Raw genomic sequence first — 26,278 nt, forward strand, 5'->3', positions numbered from 1 at the left:
AGCAAAAACAAGACACAAACTGCAGCCTGGCTGAGTTTCTAAGCTCAGTTCTACTGATGCCATTTAACCGAAAACCTTATTTTATTCACTGCTATGCGCTTTTATCCTGAACCCGACTACTCTCATGGCAAGATCGGTAAAACAGCTGTGGTACTGCTTAACCTCGGCACACCGGATGCGCCGGAACGTTCAGCAGTGCGCCGTTATCTGAAACAGTTTTTATGGGACAGACGCGTAGTGGAAGTACCACGTCCGGTATGGTGGCTGATATTGAATGGCATCATCCTGCCTTTCCGTTCCGGACAATCTGCCAAAAAATATGCCTCCATCTGGACCAAGGATGGCTCACCGCTGAAAGTACATACCGAAAAACAGGCAGTGCTGCTCAAAGGTTATCTGGGTGAGCGTGGCCATGAAGTCCATGTCACTTACGCCATGCGTTACGGCTCGCCGTCTATTCCGTCGGTGCTGAACAAGCTGAAAGCAGAAGGCTATGAACGGATACTGATACTGTCCGGTTATCCGCAATATTCTGCCACCACGACTGCATCCAACTTTGACGCGGTGTTCCAGCACTATCAACAAGTACGCAATGTGCCAGAATTACGTCTGGTCAAAAATTACCATGATCACGACGCGTATATCGAAGCCTTACGCCAGTCTGTGCTTAAACACTGGCAAACCCATGGCCGACCTGAAAAACTGGTGATGAGCTTTCACGGTTTGCCGAAGGCATTTCTGTTACGCGGCGATCCTTATCACTGCGAATGCTATAAAACCGCCAGACTACTGGCAGAGAAACTGGGACTCAGTAAAGACCAGTATCTGGTGACGTTCCAGTCCCGCCTGGGCCGCGCAGAGTGGCTGCAGCCTTATACCTCGAATGCGGTGAAAGAATTAGCGCAACAAGACACAAAACGGATCGACGTGATTTGCCCCGGTTTTATCGCAGACTGCCTGGAAACGCTGGAGGAAATTGCGATGGAAGTCAGGGAAGACTTCTTACATGCGGGTGGCAAGGAATTCAATTACATCCCTTGTTTGAATGAATCACCATCCTGGCTACGTGCGCTGGCAGAAATCGCCGAGCAGCATTTGATCGGCTGGCCAACGATGATGACCGTCAGTCTGCGCGACGAGCAAAAACAGCAGGCCCTGATCAGCCGTTCAGAAGCCAAACGTATCGGAGCTCCTTTGTGAATACGGTCACAGCCACACATTCCGTCAGCGCAGCAACCTACTTTATCGGCGATATTCAGGGCTGTGCGGATCAGTTGCGTGAACTGCTGGAACACACTGAGAAGCAGACCCCAGACGCACGCTATCTGTTTGCTGGCGATCTGGTCAACCGAGGCCCCAAGTCGCTGGATAGCTTGCGCCTGATACGTGAGCTGCAACTGGCGGGCCGGGCCGAATCAGTGCTAGGTAATCACGATCTGCACTTGCTCGCGGTGGCACACGGTATCCGCCAACCCCATCCGTCCGATACCTTGCAGGATATCCTGCACGCAGAAGACCGCGAGATATTGCTCGACTGGCTGCGTCAGCGTCCACTGGCACATCTGGAACAAGGGCATTTGCTGATCCATGCAGGTTTATTCCCAGACTGGAGCATCGCGCAGGCACAGAGTCTGGGTGCTGAGGTCAGTCATATACTGCAATCTGATCACTGGCTGGATTTTCTGGCGGTCATGTATGGCAATCAGCCTGATCACTGGAGTGAAGATTTGCAAGGTGCAGAGCGCTGGCGTTGCATCATCAACGCCATGACACGTATGCGCTACTGCCGTCAGGACGGCAGTATGGATTTTGCCATCAAGGAAGGCAAACGCGCAGCGCCGGATCACTATCAGGCATGGTTTGATTTGCCACGCCAGTCAGCAGATCAATGTGTGGTATTCGGCCATTGGTCTACCCTGGGTTTGATTGTAGAACCCAATCTGATCAGCCTGGACACCGGTTGCGTCTGGGGCGGTCAGCTCACTGCTGTCCGCCTGCACGACCACCATGTGATCCAGATAGAATGCCCTCAGCAACAGAAACCGGGTAAAAACAGCTAAAGCCAGACTTGCCCGGACTCAGATGGCAAGCCTGCCTGGCGAAAGTTTTCATGAATTTTCTGGCACATATTTTTCTGGCTCAACATAGCCAGGCCGCCATGTTAGGTGGAATTTTGGGAGATTTTGTTCCCATCCGGCATAGCTATGTTTTTCCTGATGAAATGAATCTGGAAATCAAAATCCATCGCCTGATTGACAGCTACACTGACGGCCATCCGGCTGTGCTGGCAGCGAAAAGCGTGTTTCCTGCCACCAGCCGGCGCTATGCAGGCATTCTTCTCGATATATATTTCGATTTTCTGCTCTCCGCCCATTGGAGCAATTTCAGCACTTTGCCGCGCAAGGACCTGATCGCCAGCTTCTACCAAGGCATCAATCATTACCAGGCCATACTGCCACCCAAACTGCGTGACATCAGCGATCATATGGTGGCACATGACTGGCTGGGCGGCTATGCACATTGGGATGGCGTCAGCTGGGCGGTGCAAAGAACCGCCAGACGGTTGTCGCGCAATGGGGATGCACTGATCGCTGGTTTACCTGTACTCAGGGAAGCGCATGATTATTTCGACCAACAATTCCTGCTGTTTTTCCCTCAGTTACAACAGTACACAGAAATCAGCCGTGCCGAAATCCAGCGCCACTATCCGGACCGGATATGAGCATTGATTGACTGCACCTTTGACAGAATGACCACCTTGTGAGCCCGCTTAAATAAGCTGGAGGTGTTACTACTGGTAAGGCTAAAGTAGTTTATGTGAAACATGTTTTCATTTCAGTAACACTTGTCAACAATATTGAATTCCTGTCGTAAACAAACACAGCCGTACGCATCGACCTTATACTATACCAATATTTTTTTTACAATATTTCACAGAGCCTATTTTTACTCCTTAGTCCAGGCGGGAGTCCGAATAAGCCGAACGGAAAATTCATGTTCTGACGTGAAGGAAAGTAATGGATCCGAACGAGCTTTTGCCTGCTGCCCGCGAGCAGTTTCAGGCAGCTTTTTTGCAAGCGGTGAAGGACTGCCTGCCCACTTTGCAAGAAAATATTTTTAAATTAGCAGAGGCCGCCCGCTCTTCATCCGAGCAGGCGAATCTGTTACACGCCTACACCATTAGCCGCAAAGCCGATGCCTTATTAGCGCAACTGGAAAGCTGCCTGGACGCGCTGCTGACACGCAGTTTTCAGACTACCTATAACACCTTTCGGCCCAGTTCCTTGCTAAGTATCGAAAGCAGTGGTTTGTCATTGCTAGATTCGAGTGTATTAGAAAATGAGTTGATGCTGAATGAGACTACCGCGAACTTTCGTACTGAAGCTGAGGATCAGATCCGGGATCTGAATATTCGTATTGCACTGATTTTTGGCCAGGAAACCATCAAGGAGAGAGAAAACCCTTTCCGCCCCTATATTCTGACTCGCTGTATCGCCAATGCCCTGAATGAACTAAAGTTACAGCCCGATCTGTCGCGCATCATGCATGAACAACTGGCCTATGTACTACGGCGCTATATTCAGGGCATCTACGAAAAAATCAATCAAATGCTGGCCGCACACGGGATCGCGGCTGAACTGCAATTCAAAATCAGAAAAACAGGAGCCCCCCAACCTGCCCCTGTCTTCCCGGGTACCAATACAATCAACAGTCCAGCAGCACCGTATTCATCTGGGCAAGGGAATGAACAATTTTCTGCTCAATATGCTGCGCAATATGCAGGTATACAAGCTGCACACCACAGCCATACAGAGAGCATGAGCGCCATGCATGGCCAAGCTGAAGATTTCAGGCCACCCGCGATGGATTTACCTGCACCCGGCAGGCTGGAGCAATTGCTGGCCAAGGTCAGAGGCGTAGCCGCCAGCGGAGCACCGCAAACGCAGTCGCTCAATAACAATCTCTACAATTCCGCAACCACGCCTACGGCGATGAATACGACCGCCTCACTCGCGCAGGCTGCAATGGGTCAGATGCCAGCAAAAAGCACAGCCAGCATGAATCCAGGCTGGCTGAGTAAGCAAGGCTCTATCGGCAAAGCGATACGTCAGCTATTTGCACCTGCGCCCCCACATCCAGCACAGGCTGACGCAGTGCAGACTCCAGATGCACTGCGATTCCATTCCGCATCGCATCCGGCAGACGGCGCAGAGCTGTTGCCAGCAGGCTCAGGAATGGCAAATTATCCGGATGGCGAATTCAGCGCTGCTGCGCCCACCAGTTCTGCAGAGGCAACAACATCACAAGCAAGCTGGCAAGAAAATCTGCCACCGGCACCAGTCTCCGGCATCGTGCAGTCTGTCCATTATCTGCAAAAGGCATTTCAGACGCCGGTTGAACACATGTTCAACCAATACGGTGAGATCCGTAATCTGATCCTCGAACAGCGCTCCTCGCTCAATGAAATGACGCAGGACGTCGACGAACAGATGACCATCGATGTGGTTGCCATGCTGTTCGAATTCATCCTGAGCGACCACACCGTACCGGCTGAAATCCGCGCCCAGCTTGGACGTCTGCAATTTTTGGTGCTGAAAGTTGCCCTACGTGACCCTAGCCTGCTAACACAAAAAGGCCATCCTGCCCGCATGCTGATCAACCGGGTGGGCTCCATCTCACTTGGCTTGAAACAGATAGACCCAACTGGCGCAGATATCGCCGATGAAATCTGCCGCATCGTCGAAACCTTGCTGGATGATGATAGCGAAAGCGCGTTGTTATTCACCCGCATGTTAGATGAACTCGATGCCTTCATCGCCAAAAAACTACGCGAAAGCGACGAACATATCGCCATCACTGTCAACACGGTAGAGGACGTACAGCACCGTGCATTGCGTCTGTTACACATCAGCGCACAGTTACACGAGGCCCTGCATGCTTTGAATATGGATGCCTACCTTGAACAATTTCTCGAAACCAGCTGGGTACAGGCGATAGAATTTGCTGAACGTAATGATGAGAAACGCGGCATACGCTATCGCCTCACAGTACCGGATCTGTTGTGGAGTATTTTGCCCAAGCTGGAGCAGGAAGATAAAACCCAGTTATTTGCGTTACTCCCTTTGATTTTGAACACCCTGCGTGAGGGCTTGGGTCATATTGCTTTCGCTCCGGCGGAATTACAGCAGTTAATGGACTGGCTGGTCGATGCCCACACCCGCGCATTGCGGGCTGCGCCTGGCCCCGACAATGAGCGACTCTACACACTGCCCGCACTGCATGAATTATTTTCGGGCTTCACCTGTCAGACGGAGGCCTCGAAGCATATCGATGCGGAACTGGCAGCCAGCGAAACACAAAAAATTCTGGAACAGGCTATACAGGATCTGGATATACAGGTGCAGTTACTGGATAAGGAAGTGGATACTGCATTGCTGGCCAGTCTGCCTGAGGCAGATAGTGTACTGAACAATGACACGATACGTGAGCGGCTGCGCTGTGGCGTTAGCCTGGAGGTGAATCTGGGGATTAAGCCGACTTCTGGCAAACTGAACTGGGTCGATCCCGAGCAAAACCATCTGGTGTTGAGTCTGGCAGGTACGCCAGAACCCTCAGTCGTCAGTGTACGCATGTTCCGGCGTATGATCGCCCATGGCAGAGTACGTTTCCTGGAAGCCGAACCCCTGTTTGAACGTGCGGTACAAGCCTTGCTGACCAATGCCGATATGCTCGACACCCCTGTCGCATGATGAAACTGATGTGGTATGAGAACACGGCGCCGCTGAGTACCCGCAACTGGCAACAACGACTCGGTACAGCGATCGCTGCCGCAGGCATTTGCTATTTGCTGCTGACCGCACTGCAAATCAGCCCCGGCATTCTGCCGCTGAGTCAGAAACACGCAGAGCTGCAGGTATGGGTATGGGTACGCGAAGTAGCGAAAGTGCATCGCGAAACAAGCGTCCAGTCATCGCCCAGGGCAGCAGCAACCAGCAGTCTCGACGAACCGCATCAACCGGGTGGCATTGGTATGCAGCAGCACCGGAATACGCTGCCTGCGCAGAGTGGTGCTGACAGCCATCATCCCGAAGTGGACCCACAGAGTATTCCGGATGCGTCACCAAGCGTTCAGCAGCAAACGCTTTCTGACACGGACATCTATGCGGCACCACGCAGCCAATTATTGAATCCGGATAGTCTGCGCGTTGCCGTGCGTGATGCCAGAACCGATATACAGAAAATGGCACAGGCCTCCGGTCACTCGCTGCAACCCCGGCCACTGAGCAACAGCGAACGTACACAACAACAATTGCAGCAAGCCACACTTCCACCTTGCACGGGGCAGGATGCACTGAAATTTGCACCTGCTAAAGCGGGCGGCATTTCCTTTACAGGCTTAGCGGCATTGCCGTTTGTCGCAAAAGCCGCACTCAGCGGCAAGTGTCGTTTCAATTAAGCGAATTTCAGCGTAAAACCAAAACTCAAACCGTTTCCGCTATATGTAAAGCCTGTTGTGCTGCCGTTCTGGCTTGTAGCGCGATGTCACGACGATGTGCATCGCGGGTAGGTATGGCTGGCAAACGTATCAGCTCAGCACGCATTTTTGGCGCTTTCAGAATTTCACGCATACTGTCAACGAAAGTCATGTCGCCGATAAAATTCGCTGCCGGATGGAACTCTCCTTGCATGTCCACATAACGAATCACGAAAGGCTGTACCGGTACCTGCGCTTCAATAGCGGCTTCAAACAGATTGGCATGAAAAGGTAACACTGTGCCCTGCGCGGCGGTCGTACCCTCGGGGAAAAAAGCGATGCGTTTGCCCGCCTGGATCTGGTGAACCAAGCCCTCGTAAATACGACGCACTTCGCGTTGTTTGCCACGCGCCAGAAAGATCGTCCCGGCTTTTTCACACAGCCAGCCTATCAGCGGCCAGGAGCGTATATCCGACTTTGCGACAAAATGGCAGGGATGCAGAGTATTGATGACAAAGATATCGAGCCAGGACACATGATTAGAAACAATCATGGCTGGCTCAGCATGTAAACCCTGGGAACGGTCATCAAACACCACGTCCACTGTGCAGATAGCCAGCAGCTTTCTGGACCAGCGCCGTATCAGTTTCTCTTGCGTGGCAGGAGAGGAAAACGGAAACAACAATCCACAGGTGAACAAACCTGCGAGCAGGTGAATAAAGACCCGAAAAAAATGCCAAACGATCATACTGGACTCACCAACCCGCCAGGGAGAGGAAAAACTAAATTATTTACGATAAAACAGAATTCACGCCAGCATTAAGATGCAATTGTTGTAAAGCAAGCGATTTTTTCTGTCTGCATGAGAACAGGAAGCTCGGCCTGACCTGGCCAGATCAGCTCGAACACTGAAGCGGCATCACACCAAAGGCTGAGCATCGCTCTACCCGGAAACCCCGGAGCACCTTGCAAACGCTGAAAATGAAACGCCGGAGCCCAGCCGTACTCCGGCGTTATCACTGTGAATTAGCGTGGGCTGTATTCGTAGGCGATGCGACCAGCTACCATCGTCATTCTGACCTGCCCCGGTAATTCGTAACCCAGAAAAGGCGTGTGTTTGCCCTGACTGAGCAAGCTGGAAGCCTGTACTTTCCAGCGAGTATCCGGATCGAACACGCAGATGTCAGCATCAGCACCGACTTGCAGTCTGCCGCCAGCAATGCCCGCCACCTTCGCAGCATCACTGGTGATTTTACGGATCGCAGTCGCGATACGGACTTCATCGCGACTGTCTTCGGCCCATTTCAAGGCCAACGACAACAGTAACTCCAGACCGGTTGCACCCGGTGATGCTTCGGCAAACGGCAGCAGTTTTTCGTCATCGTCGACCGGCGTGTGATCCGAACAAATGGCATCAATCGTGCCATCTTGCAGTGCAGTTTTGATCGCGTCACGGTCACGCTGACTACGTAAAGGTGGATCGATACGTGCATTGGAATCAAAGAAGCCGATATCCGCATCGGTCATATGCACATGGTGCGCGCTCACATCACAGCTCAGAGGCAAACCTTCTTTTTTCGCCTGACGTATCAGTTCCAGCCCGGCTGCAGAAGAAATGCGGCAGACATGGACTTTGGCGCCGGTTGCGCGCATCAGTTCAAACAAGGTATGCAAAGCGATGGTCTCTGCCATGACCGGTACGCCGGATAAGCCCAGGCGCGATGCCAACGGCCCGGCGTGTGCGACGCCACCACGTCCGATATACGCATCCTGCGGCCGTAACCAGACGGTGTAACCAAAGGTGCTCGCATACTGCAAAGCGCGTTGCAGCGTATTCGTATCTGCGATCGGATGTTCTGCTTGGGAAAAACCGATACAGCCGGCTTCAGTCAAGGCCGCCATCTCAGTCAGGGACTCGCCTTTCAGGCCTATGGTCAGTGCCCCCAGCGGATACACATGCGCTTTGTGCTGCGTGTGAGCACGCTGCTTGAGCATTTCTACCAGACCGGACTCATCCAGTACCGGATCGGTATCCGGTGGACAGACCAGACTGGTCACGCCACCGCGCATTGCAGCCTGTAATTCGGATTCCAGTGTGGCCTTGTATTCAAAACCGGGTTCGCGCAAGCGCGCACTCAAATCCACCAGGCCCGGCGCCAGCACCAGACCACTCGCATCCATCGTGCGATCAGCTGCAAAGCCTGCCGGTGCGCTGCCGAGTGCGACAATTTTTCCATCTGCGATAAACACATCCTGCACCGCATCTGTGTTGCTTGCCGGGTCAATCACGCGGCCATTTTTAATCTGTATTTGCATGCTCATCTCCTCAGGCATCGCCACCACTGTTACCAGCAACAATGCTCATTACCGCCATACGGACGGCGATACCGAAAGTCACTTGTGGCAGTATCACAGCCTGGGGACCATCGGCGACGGCTGAGTCAATTTCCACACCACGGTTCATCGGCCCCGGATGCATCACAATGGCATCCGGTTTTGCCAGCGCCAGACGTTCCGGTGTCAGTCCGTAGCTCTTGAAATATTCTTGTGCAGACGGCAGCAAAGCACCGCTCATACGCTCATTTTGCAAGCGCAACATGATGATCACATCCACACCCTTGAGTCCTTCATTCATGTCGTGGAACACGCGCACACCCATTTGTTCCAGACCGCCAGGTAACAAAGTACGCGGGCCAATCACACGCACTTCCGGCACACCCAGTGTGGTCAGGGCATGGATATCGGAACGTGCTACCCGGCTGTGCAATACGTCACCGACGATAGCTACCGTCAGATTATTGAAATCTTTTTTATAGTGACGGATGGTGTACATGTCGAGCAGCCCCTGAGTCGGGTGCGCATGACGACCATCTCCGGCATTCACCACGTGTACATGATGCTGACGCGTGTCATTGAGATGCTTGGCAATCAGAAAAGGCGCGCCTGAAGTCGCATGGCGCACCACAAACATATCAGCATGCATGGCCGCCAAATTGTCTATCGTATCAAGCAGAGATTCGCCCTTGCTGGTACTGGAGGCCGCGATATTGAGGTTAATCACATCGGCAGACAAACGTTTGGAGGCGATTTCAAAGGTAGTGCGGGTGCGGGTGGAGTTCTCAAAGAACAGATTGAACACGCTTTTACCACGCAGCAGCGGGACTTTTTTCACTTCGCGGTCACTGATACTGACGAAAGAAGAAGCCGTATCCAGAATGTGGTAGATGATGGATTTTGGCAAACCTTCGATAGTCAGCAAATGCTGGAGTTCGCCGTGTTTATTGAGCTGAGGATTATGCATGGTCGATAGAGATACTCAAGAGGCCATCGTCTGCGCGGTGCAGATTGACAGAGACAGCTGGTTCAAAGGCGGCAACATGGGCAACGAAATCGGCAGCAACCGGCAATTCACGGCCACCGCGATCAACCAGCGCAGCCAGCATAATGCGGGCCGGACGGCCGTAATCAAATAATTCATTCATCGCAGCACGCGTGGTACGGCCGGTATACAACACATCGTCGACCAGGATAATCTGCGCCGCATCGACTGCAAAGCTGATCTGGGTAGGACGGACTTCGGCATGTAAGCCTTTAGCCGCATAATCATCACGATAGAACGAAACATCAATCATGCCAGCCGGTGTAGTCAAGCCCAGGTCACGTGCGAGACGCTCAGCGATCCAGGCACCGCCAGAATAAATGCCCACCACCGCCAGTCCGGAAGGATCGGGAAAAGCCTGTTGTATCTGCTGCAGTAATTGCGCATACAGCGCCTCTGCATCCAGCATAAGTGTAGGAGTAGATGTACTCATGGTGTCTCATCAAAGTATTGTTGCAGAATCAGGGCGGCGGCATCGTCATCGATGTGCTCACCGCGTTGTGCGTGCAGGACTGCGGAAGTGTAACGTTCATCGACCAACACGACTGGTACGCCATAGCGGCCATTGAGCTGATTCGCAAAACGCTGACAACGCACGCTCATTTCATGCTCACTGCCATCGGGATGTTTGGGCAGACCGACAACACATAACACCGGTTGCCATTGTTGTATCAGCTTGCTCAAGGCGGCGAATTTCGCATCATTGCCGGGCGCGTGAATAATCTGTAATGCTTCAGCCTGACGCAGCAAGGTATTACCGACTGCGACGCCTATCCGCTTCAATCCAAAGTCAAATGCGAGTATGCAACCTTCAGCAATCGTCATCAGGCATGCCCCGCTTCAGCTGTCAGCATCCAGGGATCGATGCCTAATAAACGGATCGCAGCCTGATAGCGCTCCTCCAGCGGAAGATCAAACAGGATGTCCGTCCGGGCTGGCACTGTGAGCCAGCTATTGGCCAGTAATTCTTTTTCCAGTTGTCCGGCACCCCAACCCGCATATCCAACGCTGATCAGTACTTTTTCCGGACCGTCACCTGCCGCTACCGCCTCGAGTACATCGCGTGAGGTAGTGAAGGCCACTTCTGCCGTCACCTTAAGTGATGAGTTGTATTCTCCAGCCGGGGCATGCAGGACAAAACCACGGTCGTCCTGCACCGGCCCACCAAACATCACAGCATGTTTGCCCATAGGATGCGAGTCAGGAATATTTTCCAGCTTGAGATCAATGCGTTCGAATAAACCCGCCACATTCAGGTCGGTGGGGCGGTTGATCACCAGCCCCATTGCACCGCGCGGATTGTGCTCGCACAGATAGACCACCGCACCGGCAAAGACCGGGTCTTGCAAAGAAGGCATCGCAATCAGAAAGTGATTACTCAGATTTAATTCTGTAGTTGTTGCAGTAGCGGCTTCAGAAGAAAGCGGACCACCGGGCTCAGAAACAACCGGAGCAGACGCAGTATTGTCGTCCTGGGATTCGTTTTGGAGGGATTTTGTGTGCTTCACCATAGCCGCCATTTTAGCAGTTTTAGCGTGCTTTTTCGATGTGTGATAATGTGCGCCGGATAGCAGGAACCCTACGTCCGGCGACAGTGGGCGCAGGTTCCGACACCGTTAACCTGCTCTGTACTATGACGATGACTCACAATTTCCAGCGCGTGCTGGTCTGGTTCCGGCGCGACCTGCGTCTGCACGACCATGCAGCGCTATACCACGCCCTGAAACAAAGCCGGGAAGTCTGCTTTGCTTTTATTTTCGACAAGTCGATTTTGCACGCCTTGCCAGCTGATGACAGAAGGCTGCGCTTCATTCATGCCAGCGTGCTCGAGTTACAACAATTGCTGCGGGACCGAGGCGGCGAACTGATCGTCCGCTATGATGAGGCGGAGAGCGCCATTCCGGCACTGGTACGAGAATTGAACATTGATGCAGTCTTCGTCAATCGCGATTATGAGCCAGCCGCCGTCACGCGTGATACGCGCGTGGCAATGCAACTGCAGGCGCAGTCCTGTGCATTCTTAGCCAGCAAGGATCAGGTCATCTTTGAACAGAACGAAGTCCTGTCACAAAGCGGTACGCCATTCTCCGTATTCACCCCATATAAAAATGCGTGGCTGAAAAAGTTGTATGCCGAAGGCAGCGATTTCTATGCGCGCGCCTATCCCTCTTACACTTACTGCCAGCAATTGCAGGCGCCCTTGCGCAGTGAGGTCCCGGGTCTGACTGAGATGGGATTTGCCGCCAGCCTGGACGAAGAATTAAAAATAGCCAGTGGTGTTTCCGGTGCGGAAGCACTCTGCGACGCATTTCTGCCGCGGCTCAACCACTACGACGTCAGGCGTGACTATCCTTCGGTAAAAGGTCCATCCTACCTGAGCGTACATCTGCGCTTTGGTACGATTTCTATACGGCAGCTGGTCAGGCACGCATTGGAAGCAATCCGTACCCAGGCCAGCAAAGGTGCGGAAACCTGGCTGTCTGAGCTGATCTGGCGGGATTTTTACTTCATGATATTGCACCACCATCCTCGGGTAGCACAATGTGCGTTCAAACCCGCTTATGACGCTATCCAGTGGGAACAAGGTGCACAGGCGGATCAACATTTTGCGGCCTGGTGTAGCGGAAATACCGGCTATCCGCTGGTCGACGCCGCAATGCGGCAATTGAATCAATCCGGTTACATGCATAACCGTTTAAGGATGGTCACCGCCTGTTTTCTAATCAAGGATCTGGGCATAGACTGGCGACGCGGGGAAGCCTACTTCGCACAAAAATTATTGGATTTCGATCTGGCAGCCAACAATGGCGGCTGGCAGTGGGCTGCGTCTTCAGGCTGCGATGCCCAGCCTTACTTCCGGATTTTCAATCCCATCACCCAATCCGAAAAATTTGATGCAGAAGGCAAATTCATCACACGCTATCTGCCGCAGCTGGCCAGGCTGGATAAGAAAAGCATACATGCGCCGTGGAAAGCCGGTCCCATGTTGCTGCAACAGGCTGGAATCAAGTTGGGTGAAAATTATCCCTATCCCATCGTTGAACACGATGTAGCGCGCCAGCAAACACTCAGCCGTTACGCGGTGGTGAAAAGTCCGGCGACATTTGCGGAAGATTAATCAATACACAACAAAAAAAGCGGAGACCAGCTCCGCTTTTTTGCTTATTCGCAAACTCAGTCTTCAAACCATCAGACGATAACAGCATGCTCCTGACCGACAAAATGAAGGATCGCTGCCAGTAAGTCGTCTTCACGGTAAGGCTTACCAAAATATTCATTCACACCCAGTTCCTTCGCATAATTGCGGTGTTTATCCGCAGTACGCGAAGTGATCATGATGATAGGAATATGGCTGGTACGGCTGTCACTACGTACGTTACGGGTCAGATCGAAACCATCCATACGCGGCATTTCAATATCCACCAGCATCACATCCGGCGTGACCGATTGCAATTGCTCCAGCGCGTCAATGCCGTCTTTGGCCAGTATGACCTGATAGCCTTCACGGGTCAGCAAACGCTGGGTCACACGGCGCACAGTCAGGGAATCATCCACCACCATCACCATATGCTGGGTGCGCAAGCCCTGTACCGGTTCGCTACGGACAGGCTGTACGGCTTCCTGATGATGCAGGTCAGCCACAGCACCTGGCACAGATTCTGCCCCAGGTTGTGGCAGACGTGTACGCTCAGTTTCAACACGTTGCGCCAATGGCACCGGATTCAGAATCAGCACGATTTCACCGGAACCCAACACCGTTGCACCGGCAATACCTGCCATACGCGCCAGCTGCGGACCGATGTTTTTAACAACCACCTCGCGGTTGCCAAGGATTTCATCGACGTGCAGCGCGACGCGTTCAGTACCGCTCTTCATGATCAGCAAAGGTGTGTACTGCTGCGCCATCGGCACCACATCACGCTGCCCGAGCAGCGAGGACAGGAAGTGCATCGCCACCCGCTGGCCCTGCCACATGACTGCGCCATCGTTATAGGCGTTGGCCAGTGCATTTGCCTTCAGATGCTGTACCTGTTCCACCAATACGGAAGGAACAGCAAACGTACGGCCACCGGCGGACAACAATACAACCTGCGTCACGGCCAGTGTCAGTGGCAAGTGAATCGTGAATTCAGCACCCTGACCGCTGCTGGTCGCGACTTCGACACGACCACCTAAGGATGCGGCTTCGGAACGGACTACGTCCATACCAACGCCGCGTCCTGCCAGCTCAGTCACTTCAGATGCGGTGGTAAAGCCCGGTTCAAAAATCAGGCCTGCCGTCTCAGCCTCACCTGGCTCATCATCCAGACTCAGCAAACCTAGGCTCAGCGCTTTTTCACGGATGGAGTGCAGGTTCAGCCCCTGGCCATCATCCTTAAAGCGGATCATGACCTCGTTACCTTCCTGACGGATTTCGATCAGCAACTCACCGGTTTCATTCTTACCGCTGGCTTTACGTTGCTCACGGCTTTCTATGCCATGCACAATCGCGTTACGCAGCAGATGCTCAAACGGGCCCACCATTTTTTCCAGAACGCCACGGTCCATCTCTACGTTGGAACCACGGATATCCAGATTGACGCGCTTATCGAGTTCTTTCGCAGTCTGCCGGGTCACACGGTACAAACGCTCAGACACACTTGCAAACGGGATCATACGCACGCGCATCAGATCCTGTTGCAATTCACGGGTCAGACGAGCCTGCACATGCAGATTGCCGGAAGCGCCATCAATGGTACGGGTCAGATTGGTCTGCACCGTTGCCACGTCGCTTACGCTCTCCGCCATCATACGGGTCAGTTCCTGCAAGCGCGTGAAACGGTCAAACTCCAGCGGATCGAATTCACGGTCGCCAGAATGCGCCATACGCGAGGTGATCTGGGTTTCCGCCTGAATTTCCACTTCACGTAATTGCGAACGCAAACGGTTCACGTTTTCCGTCAACTCACTGAGCGAGGCACGCAAGGTACCCACTTCATTTTCCAGACGCGAACGCGAGATCGACACTTCACCGGCCTGATTGACCAGGCGGTCAAGCACGTCGGCACGCACACGCACCAGCGGTACCGGACCTGCAGCCGCCGCCGGGGTAGCGGCTGGAACCGCTGGCGTGAAACTGGTTTTCTTCACACCGTCTGTGTTCAATGGCATCAGCGGCGTCAGATTGACCATATCGCGCGGTTTAGGCGCAGGCTCAGCTTCACCAGCGACCATCGCCTCCTGGAACTGATCAAGCTCCTGTGCGGCCGTCAGCGGCACATCGCTTGCGACCGGCTGGGCAAATGCTTCAGGATTTTGCAAGTGATCAAACATCTGCATGCTCAGATCGTGGCGCGCCATCAGATCATCCAGCAAAGGCAAACGGACTGTACTGCCCGCAGCCATCAGACTTTCGATGCGGGTTTCCATATCATGGATATGCTGACCCAGTCCCATCGCACCAGCCATCCTTGCACTGCCTTTGATGGTGTGCATCAGGCGCGCGATCGCCTGGGGTGTCGCACTGTCAGCCGGATTATCCTGCCAGCTGCGCAATAACTGACCGACCATAGGCAGTAAATCCTGTCCTTCTTCGATAAAGACAGGTAGCAAATCCTGATCCAGCTCATCCTTAATCTGGATGCCTGAGGTGTTCTCACTGACAGACGGCGCGTCCATGACCGGGACACTGCTGATGACAGCTTCAGGCTGCGCCAGCGTTTGCTGCTCTGCAGCTTGCGCGGATTCCATGGATTCCAGCGGCACCAACTCTGTCGTAGCATCGGCATGCGCAAGCGACAAATCAGACAAATCCAGACGCTCATTGGTAGAGGTAATGAATTCCTCGTCGGCACCTGCATCAGAGCGCGCAATCACATCCTGCAATAGCGATTCCAGCTGTTTAACCTCATCCAGCGCATACTCCGCCATTTCAGACAAAGCAAATTTTTGCAGCATGCGTTTGGCGGTATCCAACGCGTGATCTAACACATCATACTCATACGCTTGTAGCACCACAGAATGGCGTGCCAAACGCTGCAGCACCAGCTCCAGACTATGCGCCAGCTCTTGTAATGGTTTAAGACCTACTGTGGCAGAACTGCCTGCCAGCGAATGCGTCGCATGAATCGCGTGCGTCGTTACAGGACGGTAAGACTCATGCCGCCACTCAGCAAAATCCTGGCTCAGGAAACGTACGATTTCATCCGTTTCTGCCATATAAATAGAAAACAGCGGCAGGCTGATTTCCAGATCACCGATACGCTTGATATTGTCGTCCAGTGTGAGCGCCGGTTTGCTCAGGTCAGGAAATTCAATGATTTTTGCACCGGTCTGGACGGGTTCTTCAGCTGCAGCCTGAGTGACAGGTTCTGCCAGTTGCTCTTCTTCAGCAGTTTCGCCGACAATTGATGCCTCTGGCTGCTGCGCGGCCTGCTGCATTTCAGCGCGTACTTCAGCATCGATTTCCGCCAGTATCCGTGCAGTCAGTTCCGGTTCCGACGGTAACTCGGACGCCAGAATATCGGCTGTTTCTGTTTCTGTTTCTGTTTCTGTTTCTGTTTCTGTTTCTGTGTCCGCCTCAGGCTGAGCTTCAAGCTCAGGAACAGACACAGTGAGGTCCTCAGCGGAAACCGTCAGTTCATTGCCAGCTGTCTCAGGCAAAGCCAGCGCAGATAAGCTGTCCGGCTGTGCATCGCTGAGCTCAGGCAACTGCTCAGGGCTGAGTTGCGGCATCAGCACATCCGTTGCGAATTCTGCGTCTGCCTGTGTCCCGGCCAACGTATCAGCCAGCGGCTCAGCCTCAGGCGTGAGTATCATATGTGCCAGATCAGCTGGCACCTCATCCGCAATTGCTGCGAGCTCCGCTTGTTCTGACACCGCCGGTGCATCCGGTACTGGGGTCAATTCCGTCAATTCCACCAATTCCGGTAACGCCGCATCCAGACTTGCCTCCGCAGCTAATTTTGCTGCGACATCTGCAGTCAGGTCATCAATGGCCAGGGCAGCTGCCTGCAAAGGTGCGGTCACCGTTTCCGCAAACGGATGGAGCGTACCGGCAGTGAGTTCAAATTCAGACACAACATCAACAGTTACTGGTTCTGCCTCAGCAACGGCGGCTGTTTCCGGCTCCATACCCAGCGCAGCATCCGCAACAGGCACAGGCTCAGTCAAAACAGCGACATCGGGGACAACATCTGCGAGCGCTGGCATATCGTCCTGCAGCTCATGCGCTGCGACTTCCGGCAGTTGCAGCCCGGCATTCGTCTCCATTTCCGTGGCGTCAAACTGCACAGACTCAGCAAGCTGGGGCATTGCGGCTTGCACCAGGCTAAGCGGCTCAGTCTCTGTATGTAATGCGGCGGCGACCGGTGCTGCAGTCTCAGGCACATCTTCATAATCCAGTCCGGATTTCACCCGCTGCGCGGCGTCGATAATCGCGGCACCAGTACGGTGCGACCAGGCTTGCTGCTTGAGTTCTTCCGTCCACAACGCTAATTCATGGGCCGCACGCTCGAGCAAACGATATAAATTTTCATTGCCCGGTTTAGATTCGGATAGCCATAAATTCATGACTTGTTCGATATGCCATGCAGTCTCACCAAACACATTCAGGCCAACCATGCGGCTGCTGCCTTTAAGTGTATGGAAAGAACGACGCAGGCTGGTCAGATAATCCTGATTATCCGTATCTTTACGTGACAAAGGCAAAGTCTGGCTCACAAATGCCAGCACTTCTTCCGCTTCGCCGAGGAAAATTTCCAGCAATTCTGCATCGATCGCTTCTTCCGATTGTGGCAGCGAATTTGCTGCGACAGGGGCAGCCGTTACTACACTCTGCGTCTCGCCCTTCACCAGATGCTGCAAACCGGAATGCGCTTCATCATCAGCATTGTCCAGCATCGCGATCGCCGCACGCGCGCGGTCATTCGCATCAGCATCATCCAGCAAGGTTGCGACTTTGCGCTCCGATTCCAGAGATTGCTTCAGTTGTTCCTGTAAGTCATGATCTTCAGGGTGAGCGGCCAGCGAAGCGGCCAGTCGGGCAGATTCCTGCTGTTGATTGGCCAGCTCCTGCTCCGCTGTCAGCACTGCAGCAGACTCGCCTGCTGTATGCATGCTTGGTTCATCTGCCGAGGCCGGCAACAATTCTTTCTGTACCGGCGCTTCGATTAAATGAGAGCGGAATACACCGCTGTCGGGATCAAAGGTGAATTTTTTCCTGGCAGTTTCCGGCTGCGTCTGCATGGTTTCTATGAAGAAGCTCAATGCGCCTATGTTCTGTGCCACCTGACGATGGCTGGCTTCCAGTTCAGGGCTAAGCTGCGCTGCATCCTGCGGCACCTCAAATTGTCCGATCAGTGTGCGGGTATGCTCCACGGCACGCATCGCATCATCCTGATCCAGGATAGCCAGCGCACCGCCGATCTGATGTAAGGTGCCATCGACCGGTTTCAATAATTCTGTCTGTTCCGGATGACGGAAATATTCATCCAGATTTTTTTCAATCTGACGCAAGCTGGCCTGCATTTCTGCGACCAGGACCGACATAGTCTGACGCTGCTGCGCTTCACGAGAGATCTCGCCCATCCAGGCAGCCTGGGATTGTGGTTCATCACCAGAGACGACCGACAATAAACGGGAAGTGATTTCTTCCGAACGTTCGGCAAAATGCGCCGGTAATCGGGTAATCTGATCCAGTGCGTTTTCGACGAACAGCAGGCTGGTCGCCAGTTCCAACGCGAGCTTGCTGCCATCCTCTGAGTGCGCAACATGGCGCGCGATACCACTGAGTTCACGCAAGAGTTTGGACAGTGCCGGCGAATTCAACTGATTGCCGGTTTCCGCCAGATCTCTCATCTTGGCTGAAAACTTATCCGCCAAACCAGACTCGCCATTCGCTATCCGGCCCCACAGATTTTTGACTGCGGTCAATTGTTCTTTTGCGCTGCTCAGCACACCCGCAGCAATCTGACCATAATTTTTCTGGTCATAGTCAACAGGCACAGTGTTATTTAAGGCATAGGCCTGGCGCACACGCGCCACAAACGGCGTAGGCTGCTCAACCTGAGCGATAAAAAACAAGGCATCCCGTAACAGGCGCTCCGGTATCGTTGTCACACCCTCGACCAAACGGCGTATCTGCAAATTGATACGGCCAAAAATCTGTTTGACGTATTGTTGATTCGGAATGCTGCCGTTGGCCACGGACTCAATAAAAGCACGCATCACGACCCAGAAGGCTTTTGCCTGCGGATTCGACTGCACCTGATCGATTTCTGCAAGCATTTCCTGCATCGCCTGCGCAGCTTCCAGCTGTTTCTGCTGATCTTTAGCCGTCAGCACGGTCAGCAACTGTTTCTCAAAACGCTGACGCAAACCACTGTACTGCGGCGCCGGGCCCGTATGCGTAACGGTCAGTTCAGGAATTTTTTCACGCACTGCCAGGGCTGGAAAAAACAGGTCGGCCGGATGAATACGTTCAGCCCCCTTCAACTGCAATAACCCGCGATAATAGGGGAACAGCCGAACCGGCTGGTGGCTGGCGCCAGACAATAAGTCTTCCAGATAACGCAGCACCGCGTGAAAAGCATCCAGGATGACGTCTATATTTGCCTGACTGAGATCAAGCTGTTTTGCCTGCAGGCGTTCCAGTAATTCTTCTATGGTTTCGGTGACGATGGCAACGCCATCAATATCAACGATTTGTAAAGCACCATGCGCCTGATGCAGATAATTTTTTGCATGCAGTAAAGTCGTGGTGCGGCTCTCCTCATCCTGCACCAGGGCTTCAGTCAGGAATTTGCCTGAATGATTAATCGCTTCACGGATATCCGCCATTACCCAGGACAAAGGTCCGGTGTCAAACTGTTCTTCTGACAGCTCAGGCGAATTGGAAAATTCGTATGTCATGCGTACTCCGCAAACTCAAGCGGCAATGAAGAAATCTTCATTGCCTTGCAAAAAGACAGGGGCAAGACTGCCCCGTAGCTTGAAAATCAGGCCGTCACTTTGAATCGTGACACCGAGTTTTTCAGCTCTTCCGCCAGCAACGCCAGTTGCTTAATGGAGTCAGCTGTCTGCTGGGTACCGGTACGGGTCTGGTCATTCATGCTCAAAATATGCTGAATGTTTTGTGCCACGCCATTCGCAGAAGTTGCCTGCTGTTCCGTCGCCAGCGAGATACCCTGAATCAGTTCCGCCAACCGGTTAGAAACGCTACGGATTTCTGACAGCGCTGTACCGGCCGCATCGGACAGTTTTGCACCCTCAACCACACCCTGGGTAGATTTTTCCATCGCTGCTACCGCATCATGGGTATCGGTCTGAATCGTACGAACCAGCGCACCAATCTGCTTGGTCGCTTCAGCGGAACGTTCCGCCAGTCGCTGCACCTCCTCCGCAACCACCGAGAAGCCGCGTCCTGCTTCACCCGCGGACGCCGCCTGAATCGCCGCGTTCAGCGCCAGTACGTTGGTCTGTTCGGTAATGTCAGAAATCAGTTCTGTGATCTCACCAATCTCCTGAGAAGATTCACCCAGACGTTTAATACGCTTAGATGTTTCCTGAATCTGTTCGCGAATCTCATTCATACCCTTGATCGCGTCTTCCACCGCATGCGCGCCCTGCTCTGCCGCAGCAACCGATTGACGCGCAACCTCAGCCGATTCATTCGCAGAACGCGAAACGTCGGTAATTTCTGCCGCCATCGTCAGAACTGCCTGACCTGCATCGGTAATTTCACGTGATTGCTGTTCAGACGCATCCAACAGATTATTCGAAATATCCTGCGCCAGATCAGACGCAGAGGTAACCTGTTCCGCTGTGTTGGTAACACGACCGACCAGACCACGCAACTCTTCCACCGTATAGTTAACCGAGTCAGCAATCGCACCGGTAATATCTTCAGAAACCGTCGCCTGCACCGTCAAGTCACCGTCCGCCACTTCCTGCAATTCATTCATCAGTCGCAAAATCGCAGCCTGGTTCTGATCGTTAGCAGCTTTCGCTTCTTCTTCCTGCTTCTTCGCCTGCAGCATCTGGGACGCTGCTTCCTGACGACGTTCATTCGCCTCTTTGGCGCGGTTACGGCTATCCTGCAACAGAACCAGCGCGATACCGACCGCAGATGCCAACGCCGCAGCTGCCGACAACATCAGCAACACGAAGCTGATGCTGGTGGAATCCTGTTGTGCGGTATAGGTTTTTTGCAGGTTGGTGAGTTTCGCTTTCAATTCCTCATTTTCATTAAACAGCAATTGTTCAGACTGTTTAGCGGCAATGAAGTTTTGCAGATTGCCCAGAATCACAGACACGCTGTCTTTGTATTCCGCGAACACTTTTTTCAACTCTTCCAGTTTTTCACGGGTATCTGCATCCTTGGTGGCAGTCAGGCGCAATACATCACTACCGGCCAGGAAGCCTTCCACCAGATCATAGAAGGTGTTGGTATCTTTACTCAGCAAGAAAGCCGTTTCAGGATTAACACCCTCAGAGGTCAGGAATTCATTCGCACTACGACCCAGACGCTGGGTCAACATAACCAGCTGGCCAGAAGCGGAAATTTCGCGCGCAGAGCCACCGCCCTGCACCTTGAGTGTCGAAATCTGTTCTGTGAGTTCCAGCAAAACCGGTGACAAGGTATTCAATTTACGCAAGGTTTGACCGAAACCAGTCAGTTCTTTACGGCGGTTCAGAATGGTTTCCGACGCCTTATTCGAGCTTTGCCAGATTTTGATGGTGTCATTCAGTACCGGAGTCAGGGACGAACTTGCACTACGCACGTCACGGCCCTGATAGTTACCACCTTCAAGCAGAATTTTCAGATCAGAATTGATTTCCTTGCGGCTGTCTTCCAGCTGCTTAAACGCTTCCACATTACCTTGAATCGCATTTGGCGCCGCTTTACCGATACGCTGGGAGTGCATCAGCACATCACCCGCGATCTGTACTTGGGTAGATACCAGCGCAGACTGACTCGCATTCAGATACACAAACACCGCGCCCGATAACAGCGAGGCACCCATCGCAATCGACAGGATACGCATCTGCTTTTGCAGCGTCATCTTACCGATGACTGGCAAGCGGATATCTCCACCTTTTTCCAGCGCGTCACCGATGAAGGTCGCGTCCGGATGGGTTTCTGACAGCGGATCTGCGACGACTGCCGGACGCTCATCTGCTGCAGTGCCAGTCTCCGGGGTCAGCATACGCACGTTTGTTGCTTCTTCTATTTCAACCGAATCAGCATTTCCAAGCGACCTTGCCGCAACGTCGGTTCCGTCAACTTCCGGAGTTTCTTTTCCTTTGGACAAGAACGGTAGATTGAATGCCATTACTAAGTCTCCTAAACGATTGAAAAGCTATCAGCAGTACACAATAAACTACTGAACAACTAATGAATAACTAATGTATAACTACTGATTACAAACCGATATGCAAAAAATCCTGGTCCTGCACCAAAGCAGCCAGGCTGAGTTCATGCCAGATCCGGCCTTCGCTGTCGCGAAAGCTTCTCGGCAACCAGGCGCGACCGTCGGCCGCACCAGGTTCATTGACAACGACTTCCATCTCTGCCACGTTACGCAGGCCAAGAACCTGAGACACCAGCAACCCGCCATTAAATGCGAGCACGGAAGCAAAACCGACAATACGGCAAGATGCATCCAGCGGGGTGGGTTCACTCCCCTGAAAGCGCGGCAAATCAACGACACTGGTCAGATTACCGCGAATATTCGACACCCCCTTGTACCAGTCACGCGTTAACGGCACTTCCGTCAGCGTACCTACGCTGACAATTTCGCCAGCCTCGCGCAAATCCAGCAAATAATGCACACCGCCGATCAGCACACCTAACTGACTCAACTGGGTGAAACCACCGCGCTGGGCAGCCTGCATACGGTCAACCAACTGCGCCTGGAATTCGCGCAGGCGGGTACGTCTGACACTATTGTCAGGCTTTGCCACTTCAGACAGAGTGGCAGCATCACTCAACGCTTGGGTCATGAACTTATCCGGAGTATCGAAAGAAACAGAGATCAGTGCGCCAGCGGCTTAGCCGAGCGCAGCAATTTTGGTCAGTAACTCCTGCGGGTCTATCGGTTTGACCAGGTAGTCACGCGCCCCCTGGCGCAAACCCCAGATGCGGTCAGTTTCCTGATTTTTACTGGTGCAAATAATGACCGGTATATCCTGAGTTTCCGGATCCTTGGCAATGGCGCGCGTGATCTGGAAGCCATTCTGGCCCGGCATCACCACGTCCATCAGTATCAGTTGTGGCTTATCTGCTTTAATTTTCAGCAGTGCTTCTTCGCCGTTTTCTGCAGTCGACACGGAAAAGCCGTGCTTGACGAGAACATCAGTCAGAAAATAACGCTCGGTCGGAGAATCATCCACAACCAGAATTTTTTGAATAGCCATATTGCTAATACCTCACTTAAAACTGAATTATTTGTCCTGCGCTTCTGATGTGTAATTCTTTACGGTTTTCAGAAGGCTGTCCTTAGTAAATGGCTTAGTCAGATATTCATCAGACCCTACCATGGCGCCGCGTGCGCGGTCAAACAAGCCATCCTTAGAGGACAGCATAATCACAGGTGTATCACGGAATTTCGCGCTTTTCTTGATCAGTGCACACGTCTGATACCCATCCAGGCGTGGCATCAGGATGTCGCAGAAGATCAGATCAGGATGCGAATCATTGATTTTGGCCAGGGCATCAAATCCATCTTCAGCCAATACAATTTTGTATCCAGCCTGTCCGAGAAAAATTTCGGCGGAACGACGTATGGTACTGCTGTCGTCGATCACCATAATTTTTAAATTTTCATTACCAGCCATCGTTGACATAAACGCATCTCTTCCCGACTAAATCCGACAAATTCGGAGCAAACAAGCACTCTATCAAAAAAAAATTACACCTGTGCTTATTTTCCCTGAATAAACATTTAATACAAGGAAAAAAACCTGGATTTGCGGTTAAATCACAACCATTTCAAAATCATCTTTGCGTGCGCCGCATTCAGGGCAAGTCCAGTTCATCGGTACATCATCCCATTTTGTGCCTGGCGCTATGCCTTCGTCCGGCAAACCCTGCTCCTCATCGTACACCCAGCCACAAATCAGACACATCCATGTTTTGTACTCCGGCGTACCACCAACATTATCACTCACGACTAAAGCCCTTCAATCAAGTAGAATATTAAAATTGCTGCAAATCCTGCATAAACAGACCGCCTAGTCCCCTGATTCAGGAATGACTGCGCTGCCAAGCTGGCTATATTAATCTACGTAACGTGCAAAACCAAATTTCTCCTCTCATCCTCAGCTTCGGCGCCTCCGATCCGGTCTCTGCAACAGGCTTATTTGCTGATATCGGCACTTTTGCTGCCATGGCTTGTCATGGCTTACCGGTCGTGACCTCGGTGCTGACCGGCGACACAGCCCAAATAGACAGCATACATGCGCTGGAAGCCGACCTGATCGACGAGCAAGCCCGCTCCGTACTGGAAGATATGCCGGTGGCGGCCATTAAACTCGGACAGGCGGGCAGTGTCGACAATGTGACTGCAATTGCAGAAATTGCATCCGATTATCCGGATCTGCCATTTGTACTGGATCCGTTTCACTCCGAAGTGAACGAGCAGACAGCCGAAGCAGAAGACCTGACCCTCGCCATCCGTGAACTGCTGATCCCGCAAGCGAGTGTACTGGTAATCTCCGCCGTCGAACTATCCCGCCTGGCTGAAACCTGGAAAGACCAGGGTGAGGCTGATGATCTGAGCGCCGATGTGATGACGCTGATTGATTCTGGCTGCAAATTTGTTTTAGTTACCGGGACCCAGGCAGGCAACAACGAGTTTGCCAACACCCTGTTTAACGAGACTGGCGTCGTGCGGCGCGATGTATGGCAACGCATTCCAGGTTCGCATGCCGGCGCCGGGGCTACTTTATCGGCAGCGATTACGGCACTGCTGGCCTGTGGCATCGATGTTCCGGAGGCGGTACTGGAAGCGCAGGAATTCACCCATGCCGCATTACGCCATGCGCAGCAACTGGGGATGGGCAAGCTCATCCCTGACCGTTTTTTCTGGGCACGCGAGCCGCTGCCCGATTCCGCTGTTTAGCCCTTCATTTTTCATCAGACTGCTCTTACCATGACTAGCAATAACGACATCCTGTTCGCCCGTGCCCAACAAACCACACCGGGCGGCGTGAATTCGCCTGTACGCGCTTTCCGTTCAGTCGGCGGCACACCACGCTTTATCACCCGCGCTGAAGGACCGTATTTCTGGGATGCGGATGACAAGCGCTATATTGATTACATCGGCTCCTGGGGTCCCGCCATCGTCGGCCACACCCATCCGGAAGTGATCAGTGCTGTGCAGCAGGCGATCACCCGGGGCCTGAGCTTTGGTGCACCGACCGAGGGCGAAGTACTGATGGCGGAAGAAATCTGCAAAATCGTGCCTAACGTAGAGCAAGTCAGACTGGTTTCCAGCGGTACAGAAGCCACCATGAGTGCATTACGTCTGGCGCGTGGTGCCACCAAACGCGACAAGATCATCAAATTTGAAGGCTGCTATCACGGTCATGCCGATTCTTTACTGGTCAAAGCGGGTAGCGGTCTGCTGACCTTTGGCAACCCAACGTCCGCGGGTGTGCCGGAAGATTTCAGCAAACATACCCTGGTGCTCGACTACAACAACAGCCAGCAACTGGAAGAAGTGTTTGCTTCCATTGGTGATCAGATCGCCTGCGTGATCGTAGAACCGGTCGCTGGCAATATGAATCTGATCCCGGCCAACAAAGAATTCCTGCAAACGATGCGTAGCCTGTGTACTCAACATGGCAGCATCCTGATTTTTGACGAAGTGATGTGTGGCTTCCGCGTTGGTCTGCAAGGTGCTCAGGCTTTGTACGGCATTGCGGCTGACCTGATCTGTATGGGTAAAGTCATCGGTGGCGGGCTGCCGGTGGCAGCCTTTGGTGGCCGCGCCGATCTGATGGGGCATATGGCACCACTCGGCGGCGTGTATCAGGCGGGTACGCTGTCCGGCAACCCGGTTGCTGTGGCGGCCGGTATGAGTACGCTCAAGCTGATTCAGGCACCCGGCTTCTACGACACACTGACCGCACAGACACGCCAACTGGCGGATGGCCTGCAAGCGGCTGGACAGGCCGCTGGTTTCGACTTCTGCACCGATGCAGTCGGTGGCATGTTCGGTATTTACTTTGCTAAAGAAATCCCACGTAGCTATGCAGCCATGATGGCAACCGACAAAGAAAAATTCAATCGCTTCTTCCATCTGATGCTGGACGAAGGCGTGTATCTGGCACCATCCGCTTTTGAAGCAGGCTTTGTCTCCATCCAGCATGACAGCAGCATCATTGCAGCCACACTGGAAGCAGCACAGCGCGCGTTCGGCCAACTCTGATGCCAGTAA

20 protein-coding genes are annotated in these 26,278 nt (G+C 53.0%); 8 read left to right on the top strand and 12 right to left on the bottom strand.

The annotated features are described in order from the left end of the window. The first annotated feature begins 93 nt into the window (after positions 1-93). The 5 genes from hemH (at position 94) to H8K47_RS07265 (ending at position 6,457) form a co-directional block, all read left to right on the top strand. Positions 94-1,200 carry a ferrochelatase gene (gene hemH, locus H8K47_RS07245; RefSeq protein WP_186880741.1) on the top strand — a complete coding sequence of 369 codons (1,107 nt, stop codon included), beginning with the start codon at positions 94-96 and terminating at the stop codon, positions 1,198-1,200. Beyond that, entirely contained in the window at positions 1,197-2,060 is an 864-nt protein-coding gene (locus tag H8K47_RS07250) for a symmetrical bis(5'-nucleosyl)-tetraphosphatase (RefSeq protein WP_186880742.1), read from the top strand. The genes hemH and H8K47_RS07250 overlap by 4 nt, the downstream gene beginning before the upstream one ends. Positions 2,061-2,110: 50 nt before the next feature. After that, positions 2,111-2,722, top strand: coding sequence for an acyl carrier protein phosphodiesterase (locus tag H8K47_RS07255; protein ID WP_186880743.1), 612 nt, complete (start codon positions 2,111-2,113; stop codon positions 2,720-2,722). 295 nt (positions 2,723-3,017) lie between these two features. Further along, a complete protein-coding gene (locus H8K47_RS07260; RefSeq protein ID WP_186880744.1) occupies positions 3,018-5,750 on the top strand; it encodes a DUF1631 family protein in 2,733 nt (910 codons plus the stop codon). Next, positions 5,747-6,457, top strand: coding sequence for a hypothetical protein (locus tag H8K47_RS07265; RefSeq protein ID WP_186880745.1), 711 nt, complete (start codon positions 5,747-5,749; stop codon positions 6,455-6,457). The genes H8K47_RS07260 and H8K47_RS07265 overlap by 4 nt, the downstream gene beginning before the upstream one ends. Before the next feature lie 25 nt (positions 6,458-6,482). On the opposite strand, the gene H8K47_RS07270 is transcribed toward H8K47_RS07265, so the two are convergent. From H8K47_RS07270 to H8K47_RS07295, 6 genes are all read right to left on the bottom strand, one after another. Next, complete coding sequence (locus H8K47_RS07270) at positions 6,483-7,223, bottom strand: lysophospholipid acyltransferase family protein (RefSeq protein ID WP_186880746.1); 741 nt, start codon at positions 7,221-7,223, stop codon at positions 6,483-6,485. Between the two features lie 278 nt (positions 7,224-7,501). Beyond that, entirely contained in the window at positions 7,502-8,791 is a 1,290-nt protein-coding gene (locus tag H8K47_RS07275) for a dihydroorotase (RefSeq protein WP_186880747.1), read from the bottom strand. Between the two features lie 10 nt (positions 8,792-8,801). Further along, entirely contained in the window at positions 8,802-9,776 is a 975-nt protein-coding gene (locus H8K47_RS07280) for an aspartate carbamoyltransferase catalytic subunit (RefSeq protein WP_162020382.1), read from the bottom strand. Continuing rightward, the gene (gene pyrR, locus H8K47_RS07285) at positions 9,769-10,287 is read right to left on the bottom strand and encodes a bifunctional pyr operon transcriptional regulator/uracil phosphoribosyltransferase PyrR (RefSeq protein WP_186880748.1); all 519 of its coding nucleotides are present in this window, start codon (positions 10,285-10,287) and stop codon (positions 9,769-9,771) included. Before pyrR ends, H8K47_RS07280 begins: the two co-directional genes overlap by 8 nt. Then, positions 10,284-10,679: a Holliday junction resolvase RuvX gene (ruvX, locus tag H8K47_RS07290; RefSeq protein ID WP_186880749.1), complete on the bottom strand. Its 396-nt coding sequence runs from the start codon at positions 10,677-10,679 to the stop codon at positions 10,284-10,286. The genes pyrR and ruvX overlap by 4 nt, the downstream gene beginning before the upstream one ends. Then, complete coding sequence (locus H8K47_RS07295) at positions 10,679-11,374, bottom strand: YqgE/AlgH family protein (protein ID WP_408057844.1); 696 nt, start codon at positions 11,372-11,374, stop codon at positions 10,679-10,681. Before H8K47_RS07295 ends, ruvX begins: the two co-directional genes overlap by 1 nt. A gap of 113 nt (positions 11,375-11,487) precedes the next feature. On the opposite strand from H8K47_RS07295, the gene H8K47_RS07300 reads away from it, so the two are divergent. Continuing rightward, positions 11,488-12,972 carry a cryptochrome/photolyase family protein gene (locus H8K47_RS07300; RefSeq protein WP_408057845.1) on the top strand — a complete coding sequence of 495 codons (1,485 nt, stop codon included), beginning with the start codon at positions 11,488-11,490 and terminating at the stop codon, positions 12,970-12,972. Between the two features lie 71 nt (positions 12,973-13,043). On the opposite strand, the gene H8K47_RS07305 is transcribed toward H8K47_RS07300, so the two are convergent. From H8K47_RS07305 to H8K47_RS07330, 6 genes are all read right to left on the bottom strand, one after another. Then, a complete protein-coding gene (locus H8K47_RS07305) occupies positions 13,044-19,745 on the bottom strand; it encodes an Hpt domain-containing protein (protein WP_186880751.1) in 6,702 nt (2,233 codons plus the stop codon). An 86-nt stretch (positions 19,746-19,831) separates the two neighbouring features. Beyond that, on the bottom strand, positions 19,832-22,168 hold the full coding sequence (locus tag H8K47_RS07310; RefSeq protein WP_186880752.1) for a methyl-accepting chemotaxis protein: 2,337 nt from the start codon (positions 22,166-22,168) through the stop codon (positions 19,832-19,834). A gap of 88 nt (positions 22,169-22,256) precedes the next feature. Beyond that, a complete protein-coding gene (locus H8K47_RS07315) occupies positions 22,257-22,838 on the bottom strand; it encodes a chemotaxis protein CheW (RefSeq protein WP_230405078.1) in 582 nt (193 codons plus the stop codon). Positions 22,839-22,886: 48 nt separating this feature from the next. Beyond that, the gene (locus tag H8K47_RS07320; protein ID WP_162020375.1) at positions 22,887-23,252 is read right to left on the bottom strand and encodes a response regulator transcription factor; all 366 of its coding nucleotides are present in this window, start codon (positions 23,250-23,252) and stop codon (positions 22,887-22,889) included. A 27-nt stretch (positions 23,253-23,279) separates the two neighbouring features. Next, positions 23,280-23,681 carry a response regulator gene (locus H8K47_RS07325; RefSeq protein ID WP_162020374.1) on the bottom strand — a complete coding sequence of 134 codons (402 nt, stop codon included), beginning with the start codon at positions 23,679-23,681 and terminating at the stop codon, positions 23,280-23,282. 129 nt (positions 23,682-23,810) lie between these two features. Then, the gene (locus H8K47_RS07330) at positions 23,811-23,963 is read right to left on the bottom strand and encodes a rubredoxin (RefSeq protein WP_162020595.1); all 153 of its coding nucleotides are present in this window, start codon (positions 23,961-23,963) and stop codon (positions 23,811-23,813) included. Between the two features lie 164 nt (positions 23,964-24,127). Here H8K47_RS07330 and thiD point away from each other — a divergent pair, with 164 nt between their 5' ends. Both thiD and hemL read left to right on the top strand, forming a co-directional pair. After that, positions 24,128-24,958: a bifunctional hydroxymethylpyrimidine kinase/phosphomethylpyrimidine kinase gene (thiD, locus tag H8K47_RS07335; RefSeq protein ID WP_186880753.1), complete on the top strand. Its 831-nt coding sequence runs from the start codon at positions 24,128-24,130 to the stop codon at positions 24,956-24,958. Positions 24,959-24,988: 30 nt separating this feature from the next. Then, positions 24,989-26,269 (top strand): glutamate-1-semialdehyde 2,1-aminomutase, encoded by a 1,281-nt coding sequence (hemL, locus tag H8K47_RS07340; RefSeq protein ID WP_186880754.1) that lies wholly within the window; start codon positions 24,989-24,991, stop codon positions 26,267-26,269. Positions 26,270-26,278: the final 9 nt, after the last annotated feature.

The organism is Cognatundibacterium rugosum (assembly GCF_014284365.1).
Classification (GTDB): Bacteria; Pseudomonadota; Gammaproteobacteria; order Burkholderiales; family Burkholderiaceae_D; genus Undibacterium; species Undibacterium rugosum.

Bases quoted from the DNA above. Each gene is read 5' to 3' on its own strand.
- H8K47_RS07275 (WP_186880747.1), bottom strand. From the start codon at position 8,791: ATGCAAATACAGATTAAAAATGGCCGCGTGATTGACCCGGCAAGCAAC.
- ruvX (WP_186880749.1), bottom strand. From the start codon at position 10,679: ATGACGATTGCTGAAGGTTGCATACTCGCATTTGACTTTGGATTGAAG.
- H8K47_RS07325 (WP_162020374.1), bottom strand. From the start codon at position 23,681: ATGTCAACGATGGCTGGTAATGAAAATTTAAAAATTATGGTGATCGAC.
- hemH (WP_186880741.1), top strand. From the start codon at position 94: ATGCGCTTTTATCCTGAACCCGACTACTCTCATGGCAAGATCGGTAAA.
- H8K47_RS07315 (WP_230405078.1), bottom strand. From the start codon at position 22,838: ATGACCCAAGCGTTGAGTGATGCTGCCACTCTGTCTGAAGTGGCAAAG.
- H8K47_RS07310 (WP_186880752.1), bottom strand. From the start codon at position 22,168: ATGGCATTCAATCTACCGTTCTTGTCCAAAGGAAAAGAAACTCCGGAA.
- H8K47_RS07330 (WP_162020595.1), bottom strand. From the start codon at position 23,963: ATGTGTCTGATTTGTGGCTGGGTGTACGATGAGGAGCAGGGTTTGCCG.
- pyrR (WP_186880748.1), bottom strand. From the start codon at position 10,287: ATGAGTACATCTACTCCTACACTTATGCTGGATGCAGAGGCGCTGTAT.
- hemL (WP_186880754.1), top strand. From the start codon at position 24,989: ATGACTAGCAATAACGACATCCTGTTCGCCCGTGCCCAACAAACCACA.
- H8K47_RS07270 (WP_186880746.1), bottom strand. From the start codon at position 7,223: ATGATCGTTTGGCATTTTTTTCGGGTCTTTATTCACCTGCTCGCAGGT.
- H8K47_RS07255 (WP_186880743.1), top strand. From the start codon at position 2,111: ATGAATTTTCTGGCACATATTTTTCTGGCTCAACATAGCCAGGCCGCC.
- H8K47_RS07320 (WP_162020375.1), bottom strand. From the start codon at position 23,252: ATGGCTATTCAAAAAATTCTGGTTGTGGATGATTCTCCGACCGAGCGT.
- H8K47_RS07260 (WP_186880744.1), top strand. From the start codon at position 3,018: ATGGATCCGAACGAGCTTTTGCCTGCTGCCCGCGAGCAGTTTCAGGCA.
- H8K47_RS07300 (WP_408057845.1), top strand. From the start codon at position 11,488: ATGACGATGACTCACAATTTCCAGCGCGTGCTGGTCTGGTTCCGGCGC.
- H8K47_RS07305 (WP_186880751.1), bottom strand. From the start codon at position 19,745: ATGACATACGAATTTTCCAATTCGCCTGAGCTGTCAGAAGAACAGTTT.
- H8K47_RS07265 (WP_186880745.1), top strand. From the start codon at position 5,747: ATGATGAAACTGATGTGGTATGAGAACACGGCGCCGCTGAGTACCCGC.
- H8K47_RS07280 (WP_162020382.1), bottom strand. From the start codon at position 9,776: ATGCATAATCCTCAGCTCAATAAACACGGCGAACTCCAGCATTTGCTG.
- H8K47_RS07295 (WP_408057844.1), bottom strand. From the start codon at position 11,374: ATGGCGGCTATGGTGAAGCACACAAAATCCCTCCAAAACGAATCCCAG.